Origin of the sequence: Devosia equisanguinis (assembly GCF_900631955.1) — a bacterium.
Taxonomy (GTDB): domain Bacteria; phylum Pseudomonadota; class Alphaproteobacteria; order Rhizobiales; family Devosiaceae; genus Devosia; species Devosia equisanguinis.
The window spans coordinates 12,399-35,095 of sequence record NZ_UZWD01000004.1; the positions used below are offsets into that span (position 1 = coordinate 12,399).

Consider the following 22,697-nt stretch of genomic DNA (forward strand, 5'->3'; position numbering starts at 1 on the left):
CATGCGGATCGCAATCGTCGGGGCAGGCGTGGCCGGAGCCATCATGGCACGGGGCCTTGCGCAACTCCCGGGGCTCGACGTCACCTGTCTCGAACGCGTGGCCCCCGACGATCAGGCTGAAGCCGGCACCGGGCTCAACATCGGGCCAAACGCCGTTGGCGCCTTGAGCCGGGTCGATGCCGAACTGGCTAATGCAATCACCGCTGCGGCGCTGCCCTGGGACACCTGGCGAGTGACGCTGACCGACGGCACCGAGCTCATGAACATCAGGATGCGCGATGTGGCGCCGAGCGCAGGTTGGCGCCTGCGCTGGTCCGAGCTCTACCGCGTGCTGCGCCAGGGCGCCGATGGCCTTATACGCTATGGCGCCGACATCACCGATATGGGTCCGACGGGCGACGGCAGTGGTCGCACCTTCCTGCGCTGGACTGACGCGACTGGCGCGCATGCCCTCGACGACATCGACTTGCTGATCGGCGTCGATGGCCGATTTTCCAAGGTCCGGCAGCGATTCGCCGGTGACGCCAAGGCCAGGCAGGTTGGCGTCGCCATCTTCCGCACCCTGCTGGCGGACACCAGCGAGGGCGTGATCAACGATTACGAGCAGTGGTTCAATCGCGACAATCGCCTGCTCGGCTTCCGCGTGCCGCCGGACCATATCTATATTTCAGGCACGTTCCCGATCTCGGTGGGTGGCGACATCACCGATGCGCACAAGGCGCGCGAGGCGTTGCGGGAGGCTTACACGCCGTCCGACGGGACGCTCAGTGAGCAGGGCCAGTGGCTGGTCGAGGCGGTATGCAACCCAACGACCAATCTCCATTGGGCGCGCTTACAGGAATCGGAAGTGCGCATTTTCGAGCCAGACTCCGACGTGCTTTATCTGGGCGACAGTTCGCACGGTATGGTGCCTACTCTTGGGCAAGGCGCGACGCAGGCCATCGAAGGGTCATGCACGGCGCTCATGGTGATCCGAGACCTAGTTGCCGCAGGCAATTTCGATCCTCGCGAATGGCTGGGCGCCGTTTCCGACGCGCGCGCCGCCCGCATCCGCTTTGTCATGAATTTTTCGCTCGAAGCCAGTGACACGCTCCTCGCCGGATCGGACCCGGTTGCCGGAACGCTGAAAAAGACTGAGCCGGCATTCCAGTCCAAGCTCAAGCAACTCTACCACGATTTCGACGCCACCTGGCCGCTGCAAGGCCAGGAGCGCGCCGCACAATAATCGGCGACGCTTTGCCGAGACAAAAAGAAAACAGGGAACAAAAATGATCACTAACCGCCGCAGCGCAATACTTCTGGCAGCAACCTGCCTCACGCTAGCTGGTATGGGGACTGCCGCCGCCCAGGACCTCGACAAGGTCCGGGTCGGGGTTTTCCCGTCGAGCTCCGCTCTTCCTTATTACATCGCGCTCGACCGCGGCTATTTTGCTGGCCAGGGCATTGAGGTCGAAACCGTCATCCTTAGCACCCACCCACTGATCATTCAGTCGCTGGTAACCGGCGACATCGATGTGGCCTCAAACGTTGTGACCCTTGAAGGCGCCAATATCGTCGCACGCCGCCCCGATACGCTCAAATACATCGCCATCAACGGGCAGAATGCCGAGTACATCACCGAGCAGTTCGTGGTGCCCGCCGACAGCGAAGCGGAAACCCTGGCTGATCTTGAAGGCGCGCGGCTGTTCTCGGCGCCGGGTCCCGCCAATATGGGCGCTGCGATCGCCGTGCTTTCCGAGATCGGTCTCGAAGAAGGCGCCGACTACACCATGCAGGAGCAGCCGATGGGGAACCATATCGGCGCCATCCAGTCCGGCAGTTTCGAGGGCGGCTACACCCTCGAGCCGCTGGCAACCAACATGATCGCTCAGGGCATCGCCAAGCGGCTCGAGGCCGGTGTCATCTCCACCTACCTGCTCGGCGATGCCCAAGCCGAGGCCTATGCGGCAGGGGCAGCCTTCTCCAGCAGCTTCATCGGCGACAAGGCTGACGTCGCCGCGCGTTTTGCAGCGGCCTGGGCTCTGGCTGTCGAAGATGCCAACAATGATCCGAGCGCGCGCGAACTCCTCGCCGGGGACATGAACGTGCCGCCTGACCTGGTCCGTACCGTGCCGCTGGCCCATTTCGTTATGGCGAGCGATCTCACCGAAGACGACATCGCCGACTTTCAGAAGTTCGTCGATGTGGGTGTCGATCTGGGCGTCGTTCCCACCACCGTCGATGCCAGCACTCTCCTGACTTCCTACTGAAGGGACACGCCTTGGCCTCCACCGTTCTCAAGCTCGCAACCAGAAGGGAGGCGCATTCCGCGCCTCCCGCCGAAGATCCGAACCGCCACATGTGGTTTCCGCCCGGCACGCATATTACCGTGCGCGGCTTGACCAAGACGTTCGACGACGTCGTTTTGTACCAGGGCTTCGATCTCGACATTCCCAAGAGCAAGATCGTTTCGGTGTTTGGGCCCAATGGTTGCGGCAAGTCGACCCTGATCAACATGATCTCCGGCATCATGCCCTATGATGCCGGGCAGATCCTATTCGACGGCAAGACGGCGCGCGAAACCCGCATCGGCTATGTCTTCCAGAACTATCGTGAGGCGGTGTTCCCCTGGTTGCGGGCGATCGACAACATTCGCTATCCGCTACAATTCCTCAAACTCGGCAAGGCTGAATGCGACCGGCGCGTTGAACAGCTTCTGAGCAGCTTCGACGTCAAGATCGACCTCAACCGCTACCCCTACCAGCTGTCGGGCGGCCAGCAGCAGCTCGTGTCGATCATGCGAGCGCTCGTCGTCGACCCTGAAGTGCTGTTTCTTGACGAGCCCTTTTCCGCGTTGGACTACGAAATGACCCTGTTCCTACGCTCCAAGTTGCAAAAGGTGTTGACCGAGATGCAGGTGACCACCGTGTTGGTGTCGCACGATCTCGACGAAGCGGTAGAACTGGCTGACGAAATCCTGTTGCTCACCAAGAAGCCGACCAACATTGCCGGGCGCCTCGAATTCAACGCCCTACGCCCGCGTACGGCGGAAACCACCATCACGCCCGAATTCATCGATGTGAAGACGCGCACCCTCGAAATCTTTCAGCGGGAGGTCCGCAAATGAGCACTGCCGCAAAACGCCTCGTCTATCGCATTCAGCCACTTCTCGGCGCCGCGGCCCTGGTAGTGGTCTGGTGGTTCATCAACGCCATCCAGGCCGTCGATCCGGTGTTGCTTCCATCTCCTGCCGAGAGCTGGAATGCTTTTGTCTCAGGCCTCGCCGAGGGCAGTCTGTGGGTCGACTTCTGGCGCACTATCGTGCGCACCACCGTATCCTTCGCCATCGCCACCATCATCGCCGTTCCCCTTGGCGTGTTGCTGGGATCCTCCGACAGTGTCTATCGTGGCATCGAGTTCACGATCGACTTCTTCCGCTCAACGCCGGCTTCCGCGCTTTTCCCGCTGTTTCTCGTGTTTTTCGGCACCGGCGAAGAAGCCAAGATCGCCGTCGCGGCCTTCGGTGCTGCCTTGGCCATCCTGTTCAATGTCGCCTATGGCGTGATGAACGCTCGCAAGCAGCGGCAGTTGGCGGCAAGGGTCATGGGGGCATCGGGCCTGCGTGTCCTGACCGACGTCACCATCTGGGAGTCGCTGCCGCAAACCTTTGTCGGCATGCGCTCTGGCATCTCCATTGCGCTGGTGATCGTCATCGTCGCCGAAATGTTCATCGGCTCGAGCGACGGGCTGGGCAAACGCATCATCGACTCGCAGATGATCTTCGACATGCCCGAAATGTATGCCTCGATCTTTGCCGCCGGGGCCCTGGGCTACGTGCTCAACCTGCTCTTCATGGTGATTGAACGGCGCTTCGTTCATTGGGGAGGCAAGTAGGGTCATCGAGTCATGAAGATTGGAGTTCATAAGGTCGCTATGGCGGCCCCTTCGGACACGTCTGAACTGAAGGGCCTGATCGCCTCCGGCGCCCTCGATCCTCGCGAAATCGTTGCGGTGATCGGCAAGACCGAAGGCAATGGCGGGGCCAACGACTTTACGCGAGCTCTCGCGACGCTTTCTTTTGCGCTGGCACTCGAGCCTCATCTCGGCCGCGCTAAGGAAGCGATCATGAGCGAAATTGCCTTCGTCTGGTCTGGGGGTACCGAGGGTGTATTGTCCCCGCATGCGACCGTTTTTACCCGCTCCAACGCGTCAACTATTCCTCCGGCGAGCCCGCGCTTGGCATTGGGTCTAGCTATGACCCGGGACATTGCACCAGACGAATTTGGCACGCCCGCGCATGTCATTCTTGTCGCCGACGCTGTGCGGCAGGCCCTGGCTGATGCCGACATCAAAGACCCGGCCGACGTGCACTATGTTCAGGTCAAGGGTCCATTGCTAACCCCGGCGGCAATCGCGTCCGCCAAGGCCGCCGGGCAAGCTCTGGTCACCGACGACCCCAATGGATCCAAGCCCTTTGCACGCGGCGCGATGGCGCTCGGGGTCGCCGTCGGCCTCGGCGAAGTACAGGCGGAGAAGGTTACGCCGGCAAGCATTGCCCGGGACATGAACCTTTATTCGAAGGTCGCATCTACCTCTGCCGGAGGTGAGCTCACCAAATGTGAAATCATCTTGTTCGGTAATTCTCCAAGCGCCAGCAGCGATTACAGTATCGGCCACGCAACGCTGAAAGACGCTCTTGACGCAAGCGCTGTGGGCGCGGCGGCGCGCAGCGCCAATGCCGCGGTGGAAGACATCGTCACGGTCTTTGCCAAAGCCGAAGCATCGACCATGCTGCGCGGGCGGCGGACGACGATGTATTCCGACGCCGATATCAATTACGAGCGACATGCCCGGGCTGCAGTCGGCGCGGTGATAGCCTCGGTCACCGGTGATCCGGCTATCTTTCTATCGGGCGGCACCGAGCATCAGTGCCCGCCCGGCGAGGCGCCGATTGCCGCGATTGTAAGGGCTCGTTCGTGACCCGACCGCTCTGGCAATTGCAGGCGACTGAGCTCGCCGCACGTTTCGCAGCGAGGAGCGCGACACCTCTCGAGGCGCTGCGGTCAGTCATGGACCGGTGCGCCGAAGTAAACGGTCGCCTCAATGCTGTGGTCACGTTTAACCCGGCGTCGGAAAGCGACGCCATGGCGAGCACCGCACGTTGGCAGGCTGGCCAAGCGCTGAGCCCGCTCGACGGGGTCCCAATCACCATCAAGGACAACTTGCTGGTTCAGGGTCTGCGCACGACCTGGGGCAGTCGCGCTTTTGCCGACTTCGTGCCCGACGCCGACGAAGTGCCGGTGTCCCGGCTCCGACGCGCCGGATTGGTCTTTATCGGCAAGACCAATGTGCCGGAGCTGACGCTGCAGGGCTACACCGACAACGCGCTCTTCGGCCCCACAGGAAATCCCTGGGCGCCTGACTTGACCCCGGGCGGATCGAGCGGTGGCGCAGCAGCAGCGGTGGCGGCAGGCATTGGTCCGTTGGCCTTGTGCACCGATGGCGGCGGCTCCATTCGCCGGCCGGCTGCCCATACCGGCCAATTCGGTTTCAAGCCCAGCGCTGGCGCGGTTCAGCGCGGGAAAGGCTTCCCGGCACTTCTGGGTGCTTTTGAAGTCGTAGGGCCGATCGCGCGCTCTGTGCCCGACATCGCCGCCATGATGAATATTCTGGCTCCGGCGACGGGTGATCCAAGGCACGTCGCACCATCCCGCATCCTCCACGTGAGAAGCTTCAACCACCAGCCTGTCGATCCTGAGATCGATCGCCTGGTGACCGAGGCTGCCGCTGCCCTGGCAATTCAGGGACACGTGGTCGTCACCGTGGACTCCGTCGACACCTTCATGCCGATTGACAGGATCTGGCCGGTGGTTTCCAGCAGCGGCGTCGCCCATCTTTTCGACTGCCACCCCGAGCTCGATGCCCTTGCCGGCGAGAGCATTCGCGCCATGGCCGAGACCGGTCGCGTCTGCAGCGGCGGTGACTATGCTGCGGCGCTGGCCGCGCTCGAGGATATGCGGCATGCCTTCGAAGCGCTGATCGACGGTTACGAGATGATGCTGACACCCGCCATTGCCGCCTTCTCCTGGGAGAAGGAGCAGTCGCATCCGCACAGTATTGCGGGCGTCCCGGTCGGTCCACGGGGCCATGCCCTCTTCACCGCCTTTGCCAATGCGCTAGGGCTGCCGGCGATCACCATACCTACGGCGCGCGGCGCGAGTGGCCTGCCGGCCGGCTGCCAGCTGATTGGGCAAGCAGACGGTGACCGGCAACTTCTGGCCTTCGCACAAGCGGCATCTGGAAGCCAGCCAGCCGACATGCCGACGCTATAATTCAGAGCAATACGCTCCATGTCCTCGCCCTCACCCCTGCAGCGTTTCCGTCCGGACCCGTTTTTTGTCCTGCTGGTGCTGACAGTTCTATCAGCGATGGTCCTTCCAGCGACCGACATGGTGGCGGAATGGTTGTCGCGCGCGTCCTACGCCGCAGTCGTCGTGCTTTTCTTTGTTTATGGCGCCAAACTCGATCCGCGTGCCGTGCTGGCCGGGCTAGCCAACTGGCGCCTGCAGGGGACGACGCTACTCACAACCTTCGCGCTGTTTCCAGTGATCGGTCTTGCGCTGGCAACCGCAATTGGTTCGATTCTACCAGCCAATCTGGCGCTGGGCGTGCTATTCCTTTGCCTTCTGCCTTCGACCGTCCAGTCCTGCATCGCCTTTACTTCGCTGGCTCAAGGCAATGTCGGCGGAGCCGTTTGCGCAGCAACCCTATCCAATATCGCGGCCGTCGCGTTGACTCCCTTGCTATCGGCAATACTGCTGCAGACGGGCGAGGGGCCAAGCGGGTCGGCAGTGGTCAACATCGGTGTCCAGATCTTGCTGCCGTTCGCCCTTGGTCAGATCTCGAGGCGCGTCATCGGCGCTTGGTTCGCGCAACATCCACGCCTGACGCTGGCCGTAGATCGCGGGTCCATTCTCCTCATCGTCTACACCGCATTCAGCGCGGGAATGGTTGCCGGCGTCTGGATGCGCGTCACACCTTGTGACATTGTCGTCCTCCTCGGCGCTGAGATTTTGCTGCTTGCCATCATATTAGCCGGGAGCATGCTGCTGGCGCGGAAGCTCGGTCTTGACCGCTCCGATCGCGTGGCCTTGCTGTTTTGCGGCTCGACCAAAAGCATGGCCACCGGCATTCCAGTTGCGAATATCCTTTTCATGGGACAGGCCGTCAGTCTTATCGTGCTGCCATTGCTGATCTTTCATCAACTCCAGATCTTTGTATGTGCGTCCATTGCCCACCGCCTGAGCAGACAAACCTGAGCCACTTTCTATCATGAGCACGATAGGGTGTGAGCGGCAGTGATCCTGACGTCAACTCCAACGCTTACTTCCAGCAGCAGGGAAAACGGACGCAACTTGCACGAGAGTTGGAGCCGTCCAGGCAATATCCTTCTCGTAGGTCTGAGCGTCTGCTTTCAGCGAATGAAGCACGCTTCTTGAACAGCCGGAATGGGGCGCGTTTCTGACTGGCGGCTGCCGACCCCATTCCGGAGGGGTGACCTGCGCTTTGCTTTCCCTACAGCGGACGTGTGCGCAGGTGTCGGAACCATATTGCAATGATAGCATACTTTGCGAGCCTCACCACGATTGCTGATGATCATCCTGTTCAGCGCCTGGGCCGGCACCCCTAGGCAAATGTCAGATTTTTAGCCACACTAAAATTCGCTTGACAGTATCCTCCGTAGGCACTTTGATGGATTTTAGTGGAGCTAAAATCCGACGCGGGTACGTGGTCAATGCTGCTGACAAAGGGTGACGAACAACTTCCGCTTGGCCGGCGTCTTCGCGAGCGCCGACAAGAGTTGGGCATGACCCTGAAAGAGGTCGCAGATAGAGCCGGACTCTCAGTGGGATTCATCTCGCAGGTGGAACGAGACCTAACGGCTCCTTCGCTTTCCTCGTTGGTCTCCATCTGCAAGGTCCTGAAGACCGATGTCGGCACGTATCTGCAGCAGCCCAGTCTCGAGAACAGCTATTCGCGCAATGGGATGCGCTACCCATTTGCTCTTTCCCGGGAAGAGCGCCCCATCCGCTACGAGCGCATCTCGGCCAATTTCCCCGGGCGCAAAATTCGCAGCGTTATCATGAACATACCTTCCGGGTATCGCTCGGAAGTGATCTCCCATGATGGGGAGGAAATGATGTTCGTCCTTTCGGGAGAGCTCAGCACTTCAGTGGATGGCAATCACGTGATCCTGCATGAGGGGGATTCGATCCATTTCCCATCCACCAGTCCGCATCAGGTGTGGAACAGTTCGCAACACACATCTGTCGCGCTTTGGGTGGGCACGCAGGATCTCTTCGGTGAAGACGGCAAGGAAAACTGACCCGTGCATTCGTGACCGGGCAGTCGAGACGACAACAAGGGAAACGGGAATGAGACAGTATAACAAGATTTTGGCGGCAGCGGCGCTGGCCGCCACGGCATTGACGGCGGTCACTGGTGTTGCGATGGCGCAAACCGTGCTGCGGCTGGACGAGGTGCCGGTAGGCGAGCTCGATCCTGCAAAAGCCTCGGACTACGCAGACAGCGTGCTGATGTTCAATGTCTATGACACGCTGGTGATCCCGAACCAGGGCAAGCCAGGCTATCAGCCGCACCTGGCAGAAAGCTGGGAGACCGAAGGGAACACCTTCACCTTCAAGCTGCGCCAAGGCGTGACCTTTGAGAGTGGCAATCCGCTCACCGCAGAAGACGTCGTCTTCTCCTTCGAGCGCACGAAAGCGCTCGGGCAGGGCCTCTCCTATCTCTTCGAGAAGATCGAGAGCGCCGAGGCCGTCGATGCTCAAACCGTCAAGTTCACCCTCACTGAAGCCTATGCGCCCTTCGTGGCCTCGCTGGTTCGACTGCCGATTGTCGATAGCAAACTGGTGAAAGAGAATCTCGGCGAAGGCGAAGGCGAGTTCGGCGACTGGGGCCAGGCCTACCTGTCCGCCGACAGTGCTGGCACGGGTGCCTATACCGTCAGCTCGCACAATCCGCAGTCCGAAACCGTGATGGAAAAGAACGCGAACTACTTCCTCGGCGTCCCCGATGTGGCGCCCGATACGGTTCGCTACCGCTATGGCCTTGAGGCAGCGACGGTCCGGACGCTTATCGCGCAGGGCGAGCACGACATCTCCTCGCAGTGGCTACCTCCGGAAGTGCTTGGTGCTTTGGCCAAGGAGGGGGCGCAACTCCTCACCGAACGCAGTGCCGGCGCGCTCTACATCAAGCTTAACACGACCAAGGCCCCGTTCGATGATCCGAACTGCCGCCTGGCCGTCGCCAATGCCTTCGATTACGCCTCGGCGATCAAGATGGTGGCAATCACTGCCGATGCGGCGCAGGGCAGCCCTTCCTCGGGCGCGATTCCCGTGGGCATGCTCGGCTCCAACCCTGCCGACACCGTGCTCGAGCGCAATCTCGACAAGGCCAAGGAATACCTGGCCCAATGCAAATACAACCCGGCCGACTACACCATTGACCTGTCGTGGATTGCAGAAGTGCCCGTCGAGGAGCGCTACGCGCTGCTGATGCAGGCTAATTTCGGTGAGCTCGGCTTCAAGTCCAATATCGTCAAGATGCCTTGGGCGCTTTTCTCCGAAGCGGTAACCAAGCCCGAGAATACCCCGCATGTCAGCCAGCTCTTCGTGAACGCCGTTACCGGCGATCCCGACACGCTTCTCTATGGCATGTACCATTCCTCGGCCGCTGGCACCTGGCAGTCGCCCGAATACCTGAACGACCCGCAGGTCGACCAGCTGCTTGAGGCAGGGCGCACGGCAGCAACCGAAGAGGCGCGGGTCGAGGCCTATGCAAACCTCAACGCAAGGCTGATGGAGATCGCTCCGTCGATCTACGCCTACGACCGTCAGTCGGTGTTCGCCGCAAGCAACCGTGTCAAGGTGCCGACTTTGACGGATCCGGCGAAGTTCTATGCGCTCGACGGGATGAACCTGACCTTCCGCAACATGGAAATGACTGGCCAGTAATCCGCTGGACACTGCCGGGCCGGCCCTGTGCCGGCCCGAAGACTCTGCCGAGGGCGCATCTATGTCACCAGTCATCCACCTAATCTTGAAGCGGCTCGGAACCTCGTTGCTCGTGCTGTTCGGGGTTTCCATCTTGATCTTCTTCATCGCCCGGGTGATCCCAGGCGATCCCGCTCGCATAGCGCTCGGGCCCAACGCTACAACCGAGGCCGTTCAGGCGCTGCGTGACCGCCTGCACCTCAATGAGCCGCTTGTCAGCCAATATGGCTATTTCCTGCGCGACCTATCGCAGGGCAACCTAGGCATCTCGCTCTACACCAACCGCCCCGTGACCGCTGATATCGCCCAGTTCCTGCCGGCTACATTGGAACTGATCTTCGTCGCTGGCGTGCTCATGGTGGGCATCGGCCTGCCGCTGGGCAAGCTCTCGGCACGATACCGCAACAGCTGGCTCGACAATTTGGTTCGGCTCGTCTCGCTGCTCGGCGTTTCGGCACCCAGCTTTGTCTGGGCCGTGATCCTGATGCTGCTGTTTTCCTATTTCCTGACGCTGTTCCCGATCGCGGGGCGCATCAGCGACACTTTTGTCATCCCTCCCGTAACGGGCTTTCTGCTCGTAGACACGCTGCTGGCTGGCAATATCGCTGCCTTTGGCAATGCCTTCTGGCACATTATCCTGCCCGCCTTCGCGCTGGCGCTGTCGGGCATCGGGCAGGCGGCCCGCCTGACTCGCGCCAATATGGTCGAGACTTATGACCGGCCCTATGTCGAGATGGCGCAGGCCTATGGCTTCTCGGAGCGCTCGATCGCCAACCGCTTCGCCTTCAAGCCCTCGCTTATTCCCTCGCTCACTATCATCGGCCTCGATTTTGCGGCCATGCTGGGCAGCGCCTTCCTCGTAGAGGCGGTGTTCGCCTGGCCGGGGCTGTCGCGCTATGGCGTGCAGGTGATCCTGCGCAAGGACCTCAATGCCATCATCGGCACCGTTCTTGTGATTTCTGCGATGTTTCTCATCGTCAACATCATCGTCGATTTGCTGATCGCCTTCATCAACCCCCGCATCCGTCACTCGCAGAGGACCTGATGAAGCGTACCGCAAGCATCCTTTTATCGAACCCGCTTTCTGTCGTCGGCATCCTGCTGGTTGGCGTTGTGGTAGTTTCGGCCCTCTTTGCCGAATTTCTGGCACCCTTTCCCGAACATGTCGGCGCGGTGGTGGACTTCACCAACTTCAACAAGGCGCCGGACGCGATGAACTGGTTCGGCACCGACCTTGTCGGCCGCGACCTCTTCAGCCGCATTATCTTTGCCTATCGGACCTCGCTGATCCTGGGCGTGGTGGTACTGGTCATCGCCGTTCCCATCGGCGTCACCCTTGGGCTCGTCGCGGGTTATATCGGCGGCTGGACCGAATATGTGCTGATGCGCATCACGGACGTGTTCCTGTCGATCCCGCCGCTGGTTCTTGCCATGTCGATCATGGGCGTACTCGAGCCCTCGCTCACCAATGGCATGCTGGCCGTCACCGCCATGTGGTGGCCCTGGTATACGCGGCTCGTCTACAACATCACCCGTTCCGAGCGCGAAGAGGGCTACGTGCTGGCCGCCGAGGTGCTGGGCGCCTCCAAGCTACACATAATCTTCCGTGAGATACTGCCCAATGCTCTGCCGGCGGTGATCACCAAGATGACGCTCGACCTCGGCTTCGTCATCCTGATCGCGTCCTCGCTGTCATTTCTGGGACTGGGCGTGCAGCCGCCGACCCCGGATCTTGGCTCCATGGTCGCCGAAGGCGGCAGTTATCTGCCTGACAGCTGGTGGCTCACCGTCTTCCCCGGCCTTGCCATCCTCGTCGCGGTGTTCGGCTTCAATCTGTTGGGCGATGCGCTGCGTAACATTCTGGGGGCAGATCAATGAGCCGTCCCACGCTTCTCATCGAAAATCTCAAGCTCGGCTTCAAGAGCTATGCCGGTCTTGCCCAGGTGCTGCACGGCATCTCGCTGCAGATCGCTCAGGGCGAGCGCGTGGCGCTGGTCGGGGAATCGGGCTCGGGCAAGTCGGTCACCGCACGCATTGTGCTGGGACTGTTGCAGGAACTGCGCTCCGCCCGCGTCGAAGGATGGCTGGAATTCGAGGGCAAGGACCTCAACACGCTCTCGAGGCGCGAGCGGCATTCGCTGCGCGGGACCAAGATGTCGATGATCTTCCAGGATCCCACCTCGGCGCTCAATCCGGTCTACACCATAGAGGTGCTGTTCCACGAAGTGCTCAAGCGCGCCAATCCCGGCATTTCGCGGGCTCAGGCGCGAAAGAAGGCCGCCGAGGCACTGGCACGCGTGGCCATCCATGATCCCGAGCGGGTGCTGCAGTCCTATTCCTTCCAGCTATCGGGCGGAATGAACCAGCGCATCATAATCGCCATGGCGCTGGCCAATGGACCGTCTCTGCTTATTGCCGACGAGCCGGGAACGGCGCTGGACGTGACAGTGCAAAACCAGACGCTGAAACTGATGAGCGATCTGGTGCGCGAGCAGGGCACCTCGGTGCTGTTCATCTCGCACAACCTCGGTGTCGTCCGCGAATTCGCCGACCGGGTCTACGTCATATACAAGGGCCGCATGGTCGAGACCGGGCCGACAGCCGCCCTCTTTGCCAATCCGAGCCATCCTTACACGCGGGCCCTGCTGGCCGCAGTGCCGCGGCTTACTGGCGGCGGCATCCCTGAGATCGAGGACGACTCGCAAGCCTTCTACGACCCGACGGTGGTCCACGAGACGTCGCCCAAGGTAGAGGTGTCCTCATGAGCGCGCCATTGCTGTCGCTGCGTTCGGTGTCCAAGATTTTCACGCTCGGCACCCACGAAGTGCGCGCTGTCGAGAATGTCTCCTTCGACGTGAAGCAGGGAGAATGCCTCGCGGTTGTGGGCGAGTCCGGCTCGGGCAAGTCGACCATCGCCAACATGATCCTCGGCATCTATCCACCGAGCGAAGGCGAGATATTGCTCAAGGACGTGGCGCTGCCTGCCCGGCGGACCCTCGCTCACCGCCGGTCCATCCAACTGGTACAACAGAACCCGCTCTCCTCGCTTAACCCCAAGCGCTCGATCGGAGCCTCGCTGCGCCTGGCGCTGGACGTGCATGATATCGGACCCAAATCCGGACGGGCAACGCGGGTGGGGCAGCTGCTCGAAGAGGTAGGCCTGCCTGCCGATTTCGCCCGTCGTTCGCCGGCGAGCCTGTCGGGTGGGCAGCGCCAGCGCGTCGCCATCGCCAGGGCGCTGGCCTGCGAGTCCGAAGTGGTGGTGCTCGATGAGCCGACCTCCGCGCTGGACGTGCTGGTGCAGGCGCGCGTGCTCAAGCTCCTGGACGACCTCAAGCGCAAGCGTTCCCTGACCTATGTGTTCATCACCCACGACCTGTCGGTGGTCCGCAATGTCGCCGACCGGGTCGCCGTGTTCGAGCGCGGCAAGCTGATGGAACTCAGCGACACCGAGACGATCTTCACCGCGCCCAAGAACCCCTACACGCGCAAGCTCATCGCGGCCGTTCCGGTGGTGACGCCGGAAGAAGCTGCCTTGCGCGACCGACTAACCATGGAAGCATAGTAGTGACTGACCATTCTATCATTTCGCAGGCGCTTGCCGCAAAGGGCGCGAACCCGCAAAGCGTCTATGACGCGCTGCGGGCACTGACCCAGGCGACGATCGGCGCCAAGCTCTTCACCGTCATGACCTATGACCCGGAGACGGGCGAGGCGAGCCGCGTCTTTTCGAACATGCCGGATGCCTATCCTGTCTCGGGTACCAAGCCACTCAACCCCACCCACTGGACGCAAATCGTCATCGAGGAGCATCGCAGTTTCGTCGCCAACGACTATGAGGGCGTACGGGCCGTGTTCAACGACCACGAGCTGATCCGCTCGCTCGGCTGCGAATCCGTCATCAACATTCCCATGATCACCGCAGGGGAAGTACGGGGCACCATCAACTGCCTTGACGTGGCTGGGCACTACACCGCGGAACGCGTTGCCGCCGCCGAGAGCCTCAAGCTCGCGGGCGTCGCTTGCCTGCTGTTCCAAAAGCAATTTCAGACCAAGGAGGCCAGCAATGGCTAACAAGACCATCCGAGTCGCGACGGATGTCGGCGGCACCTTCACCGACCTCGTGTGCTTCGAGACAGATCTTTCGACCGGCAAGGCAACCATCAAGACCGCCAAGTCGGATACGACCCCGCCCAATTTTGAACAAGGCGTGCTGAACGTCATCGCCAAGAGCAGTGTGAGCCCCTCCGAGATCGACTTCCTCGCCCATGGCACGACGGTGGTGATCAACGCGCTGACGGAGCGCAAGGGCGTCAAGGTCGGCCTCATCACCACGGAAGGCTTCCGCGACACGCTCGAGATCGCCCGCGGCAACCGCCCGGATTTCTTCAACCTGGACTACAGAAAGCCAAAGCCTTTCGTTGAGCGTTACCTCAGGCGCGAAGTGCCGGGCCGCATGACGTACAAGGGCGAAGAGGTCACGCAGCTGGACCTTTCCGGTCTGCCGGCGATCCTCGACGATTTCCGCAAGGACGGCGTGGAAGCGATTGCCATCAGCTTCCTCCACTCCTATGCCAATCCCGCCCATGAGCGGGCGACGCTCGAGGAGGTCAAGCGCCTCTGGCCGGAAGGATCGGTGGTGGCCTCGCACCAGATCACTCGCGAGTGGCGCGAGTACGAGCGCACGAACACGGCGGTGCTCTCGGCCTATGTGCAGCCGGCGGCGGAGCGGTATCTCAAGCGCCTCAACGAGGGGCTCAAGAACGAGGGCTTTGGCGGCAACCCCTATATCATGCAGTCGAACTGCGGCGTCGACTCGCTCGAGGCGGTGTCGCAGATACCGATCACCATGGTGGAATCTGGCCCCGCTTCCGGCTTTTGGGGCGCGGCGGAACTGGGCAAGCTGATCGGCGAGCCCGATGTGCTGGCCCTCGACATCGGCGGCACCACCGCCAAGTGCTCGCTGATCGAGGACGGCCAGGTCAAGATCATGACCGACTACTGGATCGAGCGCGACCGCACCTCGGCCGGCTACCCGATCATGGTGCCAGTGGTGGACCTGGTCGAGATCGGCAACGGTGGCGGCTCGATCGCCTGGGTGGACGGGTTCAACAAGCTCCATGTCGGGCCCCAATCGGCCGGCGCAAAGCCCGGGCCGGCCGCCTACGGCCGCGGCGGCACCAATGCCACGACGACCGACGCCAATCTCTGGCTCGGGCGTATCAATCGGGACTATTTCTGCGGCGGCGAAGTCGTTGCCGACATGCAGGCTACGCAGAAGGCCATCGAGGCCGTGGGCGAAAAGCTGGGGGTCAATGCCGACGAGGCTGCCCGCGGCATCATCCGTATCGCCAACAACAACATGGTGAATGCGCTCAAGCTCGTGTCGCTCAACCGCGGTCATGACCCGCGTGACTTCACCTTGGTGGCCTTTGGTGGCGGTGGCGCCATGCATGCGGTTGCGCTGGCCGCCGAACTGGGCGTCAAGAAGGTTGTCGTGCCCGCCGGCGCCTCGGTGTTCTCGGCGTGGGGCATGATGATGTCCGACCTGCGGCGCGACTATTTCGTCACCCGCCTCGCCGACCTCAAGGAAGGCGCCGCTGCCGGTATCGAGGCGCTGTTTGCCGAGACCGAGGCCTTGGCCCGCAGCCAGTTCGCTGCCGAGAACATCGAAGCGGGCAAGGTCAAGATGCTGCGCTACGGCAAGTTCCGCTACCAGAACCAGGAACACACCACCGAAGTGCTGATCGAGGACGGCGCCGTCAGCGACGCGCGCCTCGCCGGGATCGAAACTGCCTTCCACGAGACCTATGAGCGTGAATACACGTATCGGCTTGACGCCCCTGTCGAGATGGTCGGCATCCACCTCGTGGCCTCCGCCGAAGTCGGCAAGCTGAAGATGGCCAAGTCTGAGCCGACCGGAAACGACGCTTCGTTGGCCAAGAAGGGCGAGCGCGACGTCGACTATGCCCTCGAAGGCATCCACAAGGCCTCGATCTATGATGGCACCAGGCTCGAGCCCGGCATGACCTTCGCCGGCCCCGCCATTGTCGAGGACCCCGGCACCACCGTGGTCATCCACCCGGGCAACCGCGTGGAGATCGACGGCTACGGCAATATCCACATCCATCTGGCAGCGTAAGCGGGGCCCACATGACCAATCCCATCAACGATCCGATCACGCTCGAGATCATCCAGAACTCGCTGCAGGCCACCGCCGACGAAATGTTCGCCGCCATGCGCAAGACGGCGATGAGCTCGATCATCTACGAGGTGCTCGACATGGGCACCGGCATCCTCGATGCCAAGGGCCACCTTGCCTCCTCGGGGGCGGGCATCCCGGCCTTTATCGGCGTGCTCGACAAGGCTGTGCAGGTGATCGTCAGCAAGTACGACAAGCCCGGCGACATCGAGCCCGGCGACGTCTTCACCACGAACGACCCGTATTATGGCGGCGTGACGCACCTCAACGACATCGTCGTGGCGATGCCGGTCTTCGCCGGTGGCCGCATCATCGCCTGGACTGCCAACATCGCCCACAACTCCGACATCGGCGGCAAGTCGCCCGGCTCGCTTTCGGCCGACGCTACCGAGATCTTCCAGGAAGGCCTGCGCCTTCCGGCGATCAAGCTTGTCTCGAGGGGCGAGGCCATCCAGTCGGTCTTCGACATCATCACCGTCAACTCGCGCATGCCCGATTTCCTGCGCGGCGATATCTGGGCGGCCATCGCCTCGGTGCGCATCGGTGCGAAGCGGTTGGCCGACGTTGCCGACAAATATGGTCCCGACACCTTCGAGGCCGCCATGGCAGGCTTCATGGATTTCGGCGAGCAGGTGTCGCTGGCCGAGCTGGCAAAGCTCCCGCATGGCACGTTCGAGCTGACCGAGCCGCAGGATGATGGACGCCAGTACAACGTGAAGGTGACGATCTCGAACACCGAGTTCGTCATCGACCTGCGCGACAACCCGGACCAGGACATCGGCCCGACCAATTCCAGCCGCGACGGCGTGATGGTCTGCGCTCAGATGATCTTCAAGTCGCTGACCGATCCGCAGTCCCCGGCCAACGAGGGGTCGTTCCGCCCGATCAGGCTCCTGACGCGGGAGGGCTCGGTCTTCCACGCCAAGGAGCCCTCGGCAATCGGCTTCTATTTCGAAACCGAGGTGCGCGTCTTCGACTTGATCTGGCGCTGCCTTGCCCCGCACATCCCCGAGCGGCTGCCGGCGGGCCACTTCTCCTCGATTTGCGGCACTTTCATCGGTGGCCCGCATCCCGATACCGGCCGGCACTACACCATTGTGGAGCCGCAAATCGGCGGCTGGGGCGCAAGCCGCGGCCGGGACGGCAATAGCGCCATCTTCTCGGCCTTCCACGGCGAGACGTACAACACGCCGGCCGAGATCTCGGAGGCGCGCAACGGGCTGTTCGTCGACCGCATGGAGCTCAATCTTGAGCCGGGCGGGGAGGGCCAGTGGGTGGGCGGCCACGGGATCCGCATGGACTACCGCATCCGCTCGGACAATTCTTGGGTCACCGTCGGCTATACCCGCTCCAAGGTCCTGCCTTGGACGCTGGAAGGCGGCAATGAGGGCTCGCCCAACTACGCAGAGGTCATCCGCACCGATGGCAGCAGCGAGCGCTATTCCTTCGTCTCGGTCCTGCCCGTGGGCAAGGATGACGTCATCCGCGTCATGACAGGCACCGGCGGCGGTCTCGGCGATCCGACCAAGCGCGATCCCAAGCAAATCGAAAGCGATCTGCGCAACGGCTACATCACGCCAGAACGTGCCCGCGAAGTCTACGGAGCCTAGTCGAACTCATCGATTGCCAGGCGCGCGAGCTACAGGGAACAGCCGTCGCGAACTGAGCAACAACAAGAACCTGTAGCGGCGTAGGCGCACTCTGAACCCGCGCCGCTCACTTCAGTACACACAAGTAAGGGAGTTTATTATGGCCAAGGTCATCCACGTGGCGGCTCTGGGCGGGCCTGAACATTTGTCGATCGCGGACGTCGACGTTCGCCAACCGCGCGCCGGCGAAGTCCGGTTCAAGGTCGAGGCATTTGCGCTCAACCGCGCCGACATCCTCTACATCACCGGCGAACACTATACTGAGTTGAAACTCCCCTCGCGGGTCGGCTCGGAAGCGGCCGGCGTGGTCGACGCCGTCGGCGAAGGCGTCACCCGTTTCAAGGTCGGCGACAAGGTTTCATCCGTACCGTTCTACTCTCAGGAATCCGACTGGCATGGCGTGCAGGGCGAATATGCCATCGTCCCAGACCAGTTCCTCGCCCCTTGGCCCGAGGGGTTCTCTGCGACTGAAGCATGCTCGGTCTGGATGCAGTATCTGACCGCCTATTATGCACTGCTGAGGGTGGGCAAGCTTTCAGCGGGCAAGAGCGCAATCATCACCGCGGCGGCCAGTAGTGCGGGCGTCGGGGCGATTCAGACGGCCAAAGCCATCGGCGCGACTGTCATTGCCACGACGCGCAGTGCCAGCAAGATCGAGTTCCTGAAGAAGGTCGGGGCCGATCATGTGATCGTCACCAGATCTGGGGAGGACTTCGCCCCGATGATCCGCGAACTCACCGGCGGCAAGGGCGTCGACGTCGTGTTCGACCCCATCAGCGGCGATTTCCTCAAAGACTACATGGGCGGGCTCAACTGGGGTGCCAAGGTCATCATCTACGGCATGCTCGAAGGACTCGACATCAATATCCCGATCCTGCCGTCCATTCGCTCGAACGCCAGTGTTCATCCCTATTCGATGTTCAACCACACGATTTCCCCCGATGAGCTGAGCGAGGGCATCGACTTCGTGATGAAGAACATCCGGGACGGCAAGTTCCGCCCCGAAATCGATCGTGTGTTCCCCTTCGCCGAAACAATTGCAGCCTATCAGCACATGCAGGGCAACTCGCAGTGCGGAAAGATCGTCGTCGCGGTCACGCCTGCAGCCAATTCCAACTAATCAACCCGAGAGATTTGAAAATGGCCACCAAGCCACGCAAGATCATGTTTATGAATCCGCTCGCCTCCAGCTCCGGGGTCGATGCGATCTTCGCCGACATGGCCCGCCAGCACAAACTGCCTGGCACCGAAGTGCACATCACCTCGATGCCCGCCGATGTCGGCGGCTTCAGCCATATCGAGTTCCGTTCCTATGAGGCCATGGTCACCCGCGGGATCATCCGCGGCGTGCGTGCCGCGGCGCGCGAAGGATTCGACGCGCTCGCCATTGGCTGCTTCTACGACACGGCTCTCCATGATGCGCGTGAGGTCTCGGGGCAGATGATCATCACCGCCCCCTGCGTTGCCTCCTGCGAGATCGCCGCGAGCCTGTCGAACCGCTTCGGCATCATCGTGGGGCGGCGCAAGTGGGTGAACCAGATGCATGGCACCGTGCGCGAGCACGGCCATGAGCACCGGCTGTCGGGCTTCTATCATGTCGAGCTGGGGGTGGATGACTTCCAGAAGGATCATGCCGAAACCGGCCGGCGCCTCATCGCCGCCGGGCGCAAGGCCGTGGAAGAGGACTATGCCGAGGCCATCATCCTCGGCTGCACCATGGAAGTGGGCTTTTACCGGGAAGTAGAGGAAGCCTTGGGCGTGCCGGTGATCGACCCGTCCATCGCCGCGCTCAAGCGCGCGGAATACGCCGCCGTGCTCAAGCAGCAAAGCGGCTGGATCCCGAGTCGGAAGTGGTCGAGCGAGGCGCCTTCGGAAGCCGAAATGGCGCGCTTCGGTGGGTTCGACGACGGTGAGGCCTTCGGCAACCGCATCGTGGTCGAGGCTTAGGACGAGTAAGGCAAGGAAACCCGGGGCATCAGGAATGACCGAGAGAACCAAGAACAGGCTGGCTGCCCTGCGCAGCAAGATGGCGGAACATGGCGTCGATCTCGTCGCCCTGGGGCCCGGGTCACATATGCATTGGGTGCTGGGCTTCCACCCGCATCCCGATGAGCGTCCCTGCCTGCTGCTGGTCGGCAAGCAGAAGGAGGCATTCCTAATGCCGGTGCTCAATGCCGAAGGTTCGCGCGAGAGCACGGACATCGGCTTCCACACCTGGAGCGATGCCGAGGGGCCGAATGCCGCCTTGCGGGCGGCCCTTGCCGATATCGCTGAGGACAGCGCCGGGCATGTGGTGGTCGATGAGACCATGCGCGCCGATTTCGCCCTGCTGCTGCTCGCCCAGCTGCCGGCGGCGAAGCAGAGCTTCACCGCCGAGACGCTGGGTGCGCTGCGTATGCGCAAGGACGACAGCGAATACAAAGAGCTCAGGATGAACTCGGCTATTGCCGACGAGGCCATGCAGAAGGCCTTTGCCGCACTCAAGCCGGGCATGACGGAACGCGACGTGGCGGCGGTGGTGAAAGCGCATTTCGCCCAGGAAGCTTCGAGCCCGCTCTTTACGATCGTCGGCGCCGGCTCCAATGGCGCCTTCCCGCATCACCAGACCGGAGATCGTAAGCTGGCCGAGGGCGATGCTGTCGTCATCGATATCGGCGCGCGCAAGGGCGATTTCTCCTCTGACATCACCCGCATGGCGATCATTGGCAAGGAGCCCGAGGGCTATTCGGAAATCCATGCCATCGTCGAGCGTGCCGTGCAAGCCGCGCTCAAGGCGGCACGTCCGGGCGTTGCGGCCAAGGAGGTCGACAAGGCCGCGCGCAACGTCATCACTGAAGCGGGCTATGGCGAGTATTTCGTGCACCGCACCGGGCACGGCATGGGGCTCGAAGGCCATGAGCCGCCTTATCTCACCAGCACCTCGGACTCAGTTCTCGATGTGGGCATGGTGTTCTCGATCGAGCCCGGCATTTATCTGCCCGGCCGCTTCGGTATCAGGCTCGAGGAAATCGTGATCCTGCGCGAGGACGGGCCGGAGATCCTCTCCACCCTCCCGCGCGACGCCCATGTAGCGAAGGCCTGAGGAGGACCCATGACCCACGCAAATGATCGGTTCACGTCGGATGTCATCCAGGCTAGCCTGGTTGCCGCCGCGGACGAGATGTTCGCCGTCTTGAAGAAGACGGCGATGAGCCCGATCATTTACGAAGTGCTTGACGTCGGTACCGGCATCACCGATGCCCATGGCGAGCTGGTCAGCTCCGGCGCGGGCATCCCGACATTTGTCGGGGTGCTCGACAAGGCCGTGAAGCGCATCCTGGAACTGCATGGGCCCGAGGGCATTCGCGATGGCGATCTCTTCGTCACCAATGATCCCCAGTATGGCGGTGTCACCCATCTCAACGACGTGGTGATCGCGCTCCCGGTCTTTGCCGAGGGGGCTCTGGTTGCCTGGACTGCGTCCATCGCGCACTGGAACGATGTCGGCGGCAAGACGCCGGGGTCGATGGCGGTGGATGTGACCGAAATCTTCCAGGAAGGGCTGCGGCTGCCGGCTGTGCGCCTGTTCCGGGACGGCGAGCCGATCCGCTCCGTCTTTGATATCATCGAGGCCAATTCGCGCCTGCCCGATTTCGTGCGCGGCGATCTCTGGGCGCAAGTGGTGGCGAGCCGGCGGGCGGAGACGCGCATCAGGCAGTTGGTCGAGAGTTATGGGCTTGCGGCCTATCGCGGGGCGCTGGCGGCATTGTTCGACGAGGGCGAGGCGCGCGGGCGCAAGGGGCTGGCGGAGCTGCCCAAGGGCACTTTCACCATCACCGAGGAGCAGGACGACGCGGCCCTGTGGCAGGCGGCGATCACGATTTCTGAGGATCGGTTCACCGTCGATCTGCGGGGAAATCCGGAGCAGCGTTCGGCACCCTACAATACCAGCCGCGATGGTGCCGTGATTGCCGCGCAGATGGTGTTCAAGGCGCTGACTGACCCGACGCTCTTTGCCAATGCCGGCTCGTTCCGGGCGCTGGAGGTGATCACCGAGCCCGGCACCATCTTCCATGCGACGGGCAATGCCCCGCACGGCTATTATTTCGAGACGCGCATCCGGCTCTACGACATGCTCTGGCAGTGCCTGGCGCGCGCCATGCCTGACAGGCTGCCGGCCGGCAACTTCGCCTCGATCTGCGGCACGGTGATCGCCGGGACCCATCCTGACACGGGGCGGCGCTTTACCATGGTCGAACCGCAGATGGGAGGTTGGGGTGCGAGCAGCGAGCGCGACGGACTCGACGCTATGTACTCGGCCTGCCATGGGGAGACCTTCAACTGCCCAGTGGAGATCTGCGAGAGCCGCTACGGCATCGACGTTGCCTATAAAAGGCCCAATGAGACCGAGGAGGGGCGGGGACGCCATAGCGGCGGCAAGGGCCTAAGCCTGGTCTACCGACCGCGGGGCAGAGTAGTGCTGTCGGCGGGCTTCAGCCGCAACCGCCAGCCGGTCTGGTCGCTGCAGGGCGGCGGCTTGGGCGGCACTAATGGCTTGACAGTTAGGCGCAAGGGCGGAGTGAGCGAGGATTATGCCTTTGTCAGCGGGCTAGTGATCGAGGCAGGCGACGAGATCGTGATCCGGACGGCCAATGGTGGCGGATATCACCCGCAAAACGCTTCCTGAATCACATCCAAGAGCCAATCATGGCAATCGGAATTTAGCCCCTCGGGGGTGAGCCCTTGCAAGCCGGCCAAGTCAGCTTGGTAGACATCATCTTAATAGCGGACTGTCCGGATCCCACCCCCTTATCG

General features: G+C 62.2%; 20 protein-coding genes. All 20 read left to right on the forward strand.

What is annotated here, in order from left to right; translation table 11 throughout:
- Position 1: 1 nt before the first annotated feature.
- Positions 2-1,225: an FAD-dependent oxidoreductase gene (locus DEVEQU_RS00130; RefSeq protein ID WP_126148541.1), complete on the forward strand. Its 1,224-nt coding sequence runs from the start codon at positions 2-4 to the stop codon at positions 1,223-1,225.
- Positions 1,226-1,268: 43 nt separating this feature from the next.
- Entirely contained in the window at positions 1,269-2,249 is a 981-nt protein-coding gene (locus tag DEVEQU_RS00135; RefSeq protein WP_126148542.1) for an ABC transporter substrate-binding protein, read from the forward strand.
- A gap of 89 nt (positions 2,250-2,338) precedes the next feature.
- On the forward strand, positions 2,339-3,106 hold the full coding sequence (locus tag DEVEQU_RS00140) for an ABC transporter ATP-binding protein (protein ID WP_126148543.1): 768 nt from the start codon (positions 2,339-2,341) through the stop codon (positions 3,104-3,106).
- Entirely contained in the window at positions 3,103-3,873 is a 771-nt protein-coding gene (locus tag DEVEQU_RS00145; protein WP_126148544.1) for an ABC transporter permease, read from the forward strand. Before DEVEQU_RS00140 ends, DEVEQU_RS00145 begins: the two co-directional genes overlap by 4 nt.
- A gap of 12 nt (positions 3,874-3,885) precedes the next feature.
- Entirely contained in the window at positions 3,886-4,959 is a 1,074-nt protein-coding gene (gene atzD, locus DEVEQU_RS00150; protein WP_126148545.1) for a cyanuric acid amidohydrolase, read from the forward strand.
- Positions 4,956-6,311, forward strand: a complete 1,356-nt coding sequence (locus tag DEVEQU_RS00155) for an amidase (RefSeq protein WP_223214051.1) — start codon at positions 4,956-4,958, stop codon at positions 6,309-6,311. Before atzD ends, DEVEQU_RS00155 begins: the two co-directional genes overlap by 4 nt.
- 18 nt (positions 6,312-6,329) lie before the next feature.
- Complete coding sequence (locus DEVEQU_RS00160; protein ID WP_126148546.1) at positions 6,330-7,298, forward strand: bile acid:sodium symporter family protein; 969 nt, start codon at positions 6,330-6,332, stop codon at positions 7,296-7,298.
- A gap of 476 nt (positions 7,299-7,774) precedes the next feature.
- Positions 7,775-8,365, forward strand: a complete 591-nt coding sequence (locus tag DEVEQU_RS00165; protein WP_126148547.1) for a helix-turn-helix domain-containing protein — start codon at positions 7,775-7,777, stop codon at positions 8,363-8,365.
- Positions 8,343-10,013 (forward strand): ABC transporter substrate-binding protein, encoded by a 1,671-nt coding sequence (locus DEVEQU_RS00170; protein ID WP_223214052.1) that lies wholly within the window; start codon positions 8,343-8,345, stop codon positions 10,011-10,013. Before DEVEQU_RS00165 ends, DEVEQU_RS00170 begins: the two co-directional genes overlap by 23 nt.
- A gap of 61 nt (positions 10,014-10,074) precedes the next feature.
- Positions 10,075-11,097 carry an ABC transporter permease gene (locus tag DEVEQU_RS00175; protein ID WP_126148548.1) on the forward strand — a complete coding sequence of 341 codons (1,023 nt, stop codon included), beginning with the start codon at positions 10,075-10,077 and terminating at the stop codon, positions 11,095-11,097.
- Positions 11,097-11,930: an ABC transporter permease gene (locus DEVEQU_RS00180; RefSeq protein WP_126148549.1), complete on the forward strand. Its 834-nt coding sequence runs from the start codon at positions 11,097-11,099 to the stop codon at positions 11,928-11,930. Before DEVEQU_RS00175 ends, DEVEQU_RS00180 begins: the two co-directional genes overlap by 1 nt.
- Entirely contained in the window at positions 11,927-12,817 is an 891-nt protein-coding gene (locus DEVEQU_RS00185; RefSeq protein ID WP_126148550.1) for an ABC transporter ATP-binding protein, read from the forward strand. The genes DEVEQU_RS00180 and DEVEQU_RS00185 overlap by 4 nt, the downstream gene beginning before the upstream one ends.
- On the forward strand, positions 12,814-13,617 hold the full coding sequence (locus DEVEQU_RS00190; RefSeq protein WP_126148551.1) for an ABC transporter ATP-binding protein: 804 nt from the start codon (positions 12,814-12,816) through the stop codon (positions 13,615-13,617). Before DEVEQU_RS00185 ends, DEVEQU_RS00190 begins: the two co-directional genes overlap by 4 nt.
- Positions 13,618-13,619: 2 nt before the next feature.
- The gene (locus DEVEQU_RS00195; protein ID WP_206437754.1) at positions 13,620-14,126 is read left to right on the forward strand and encodes a GAF domain-containing protein; all 507 of its coding nucleotides are present in this window, start codon (positions 13,620-13,622) and stop codon (positions 14,124-14,126) included.
- Positions 14,119-16,194, forward strand: coding sequence for a hydantoinase/oxoprolinase family protein (locus DEVEQU_RS00200; RefSeq protein WP_126148552.1), 2,076 nt, complete (start codon positions 14,119-14,121; stop codon positions 16,192-16,194). Before DEVEQU_RS00195 ends, DEVEQU_RS00200 begins: the two co-directional genes overlap by 8 nt.
- Positions 16,195-16,205: 11 nt before the next feature.
- Positions 16,206-17,864: a hydantoinase B/oxoprolinase family protein gene (locus DEVEQU_RS00205; RefSeq protein WP_126148553.1), complete on the forward strand. Its 1,659-nt coding sequence runs from the start codon at positions 16,206-16,208 to the stop codon at positions 17,862-17,864.
- Between the two features lie 139 nt (positions 17,865-18,003).
- Positions 18,004-19,023 carry a zinc-dependent alcohol dehydrogenase family protein gene (locus DEVEQU_RS00210; protein ID WP_126148554.1) on the forward strand — a complete coding sequence of 340 codons (1,020 nt, stop codon included), beginning with the start codon at positions 18,004-18,006 and terminating at the stop codon, positions 19,021-19,023.
- Positions 19,024-19,043: 20 nt separating this feature from the next.
- Positions 19,044-19,850, forward strand: a complete 807-nt coding sequence (locus DEVEQU_RS00215; RefSeq protein ID WP_126148555.1) for an aspartate/glutamate racemase family protein — start codon at positions 19,044-19,046, stop codon at positions 19,848-19,850.
- Positions 19,851-19,884: 34 nt separating this feature from the next.
- Entirely contained in the window at positions 19,885-20,985 is a 1,101-nt protein-coding gene (locus tag DEVEQU_RS00220) for a M24 family metallopeptidase (protein WP_126148556.1), read from the forward strand.
- A 9-nt stretch (positions 20,986-20,994) separates the two neighbouring features.
- Positions 20,995-22,569 (forward strand): hydantoinase B/oxoprolinase family protein, encoded by a 1,575-nt coding sequence (locus tag DEVEQU_RS00225; protein ID WP_126148557.1) that lies wholly within the window; start codon positions 20,995-20,997, stop codon positions 22,567-22,569.
- Positions 22,570-22,697 lie beyond the last annotated feature (128 nt).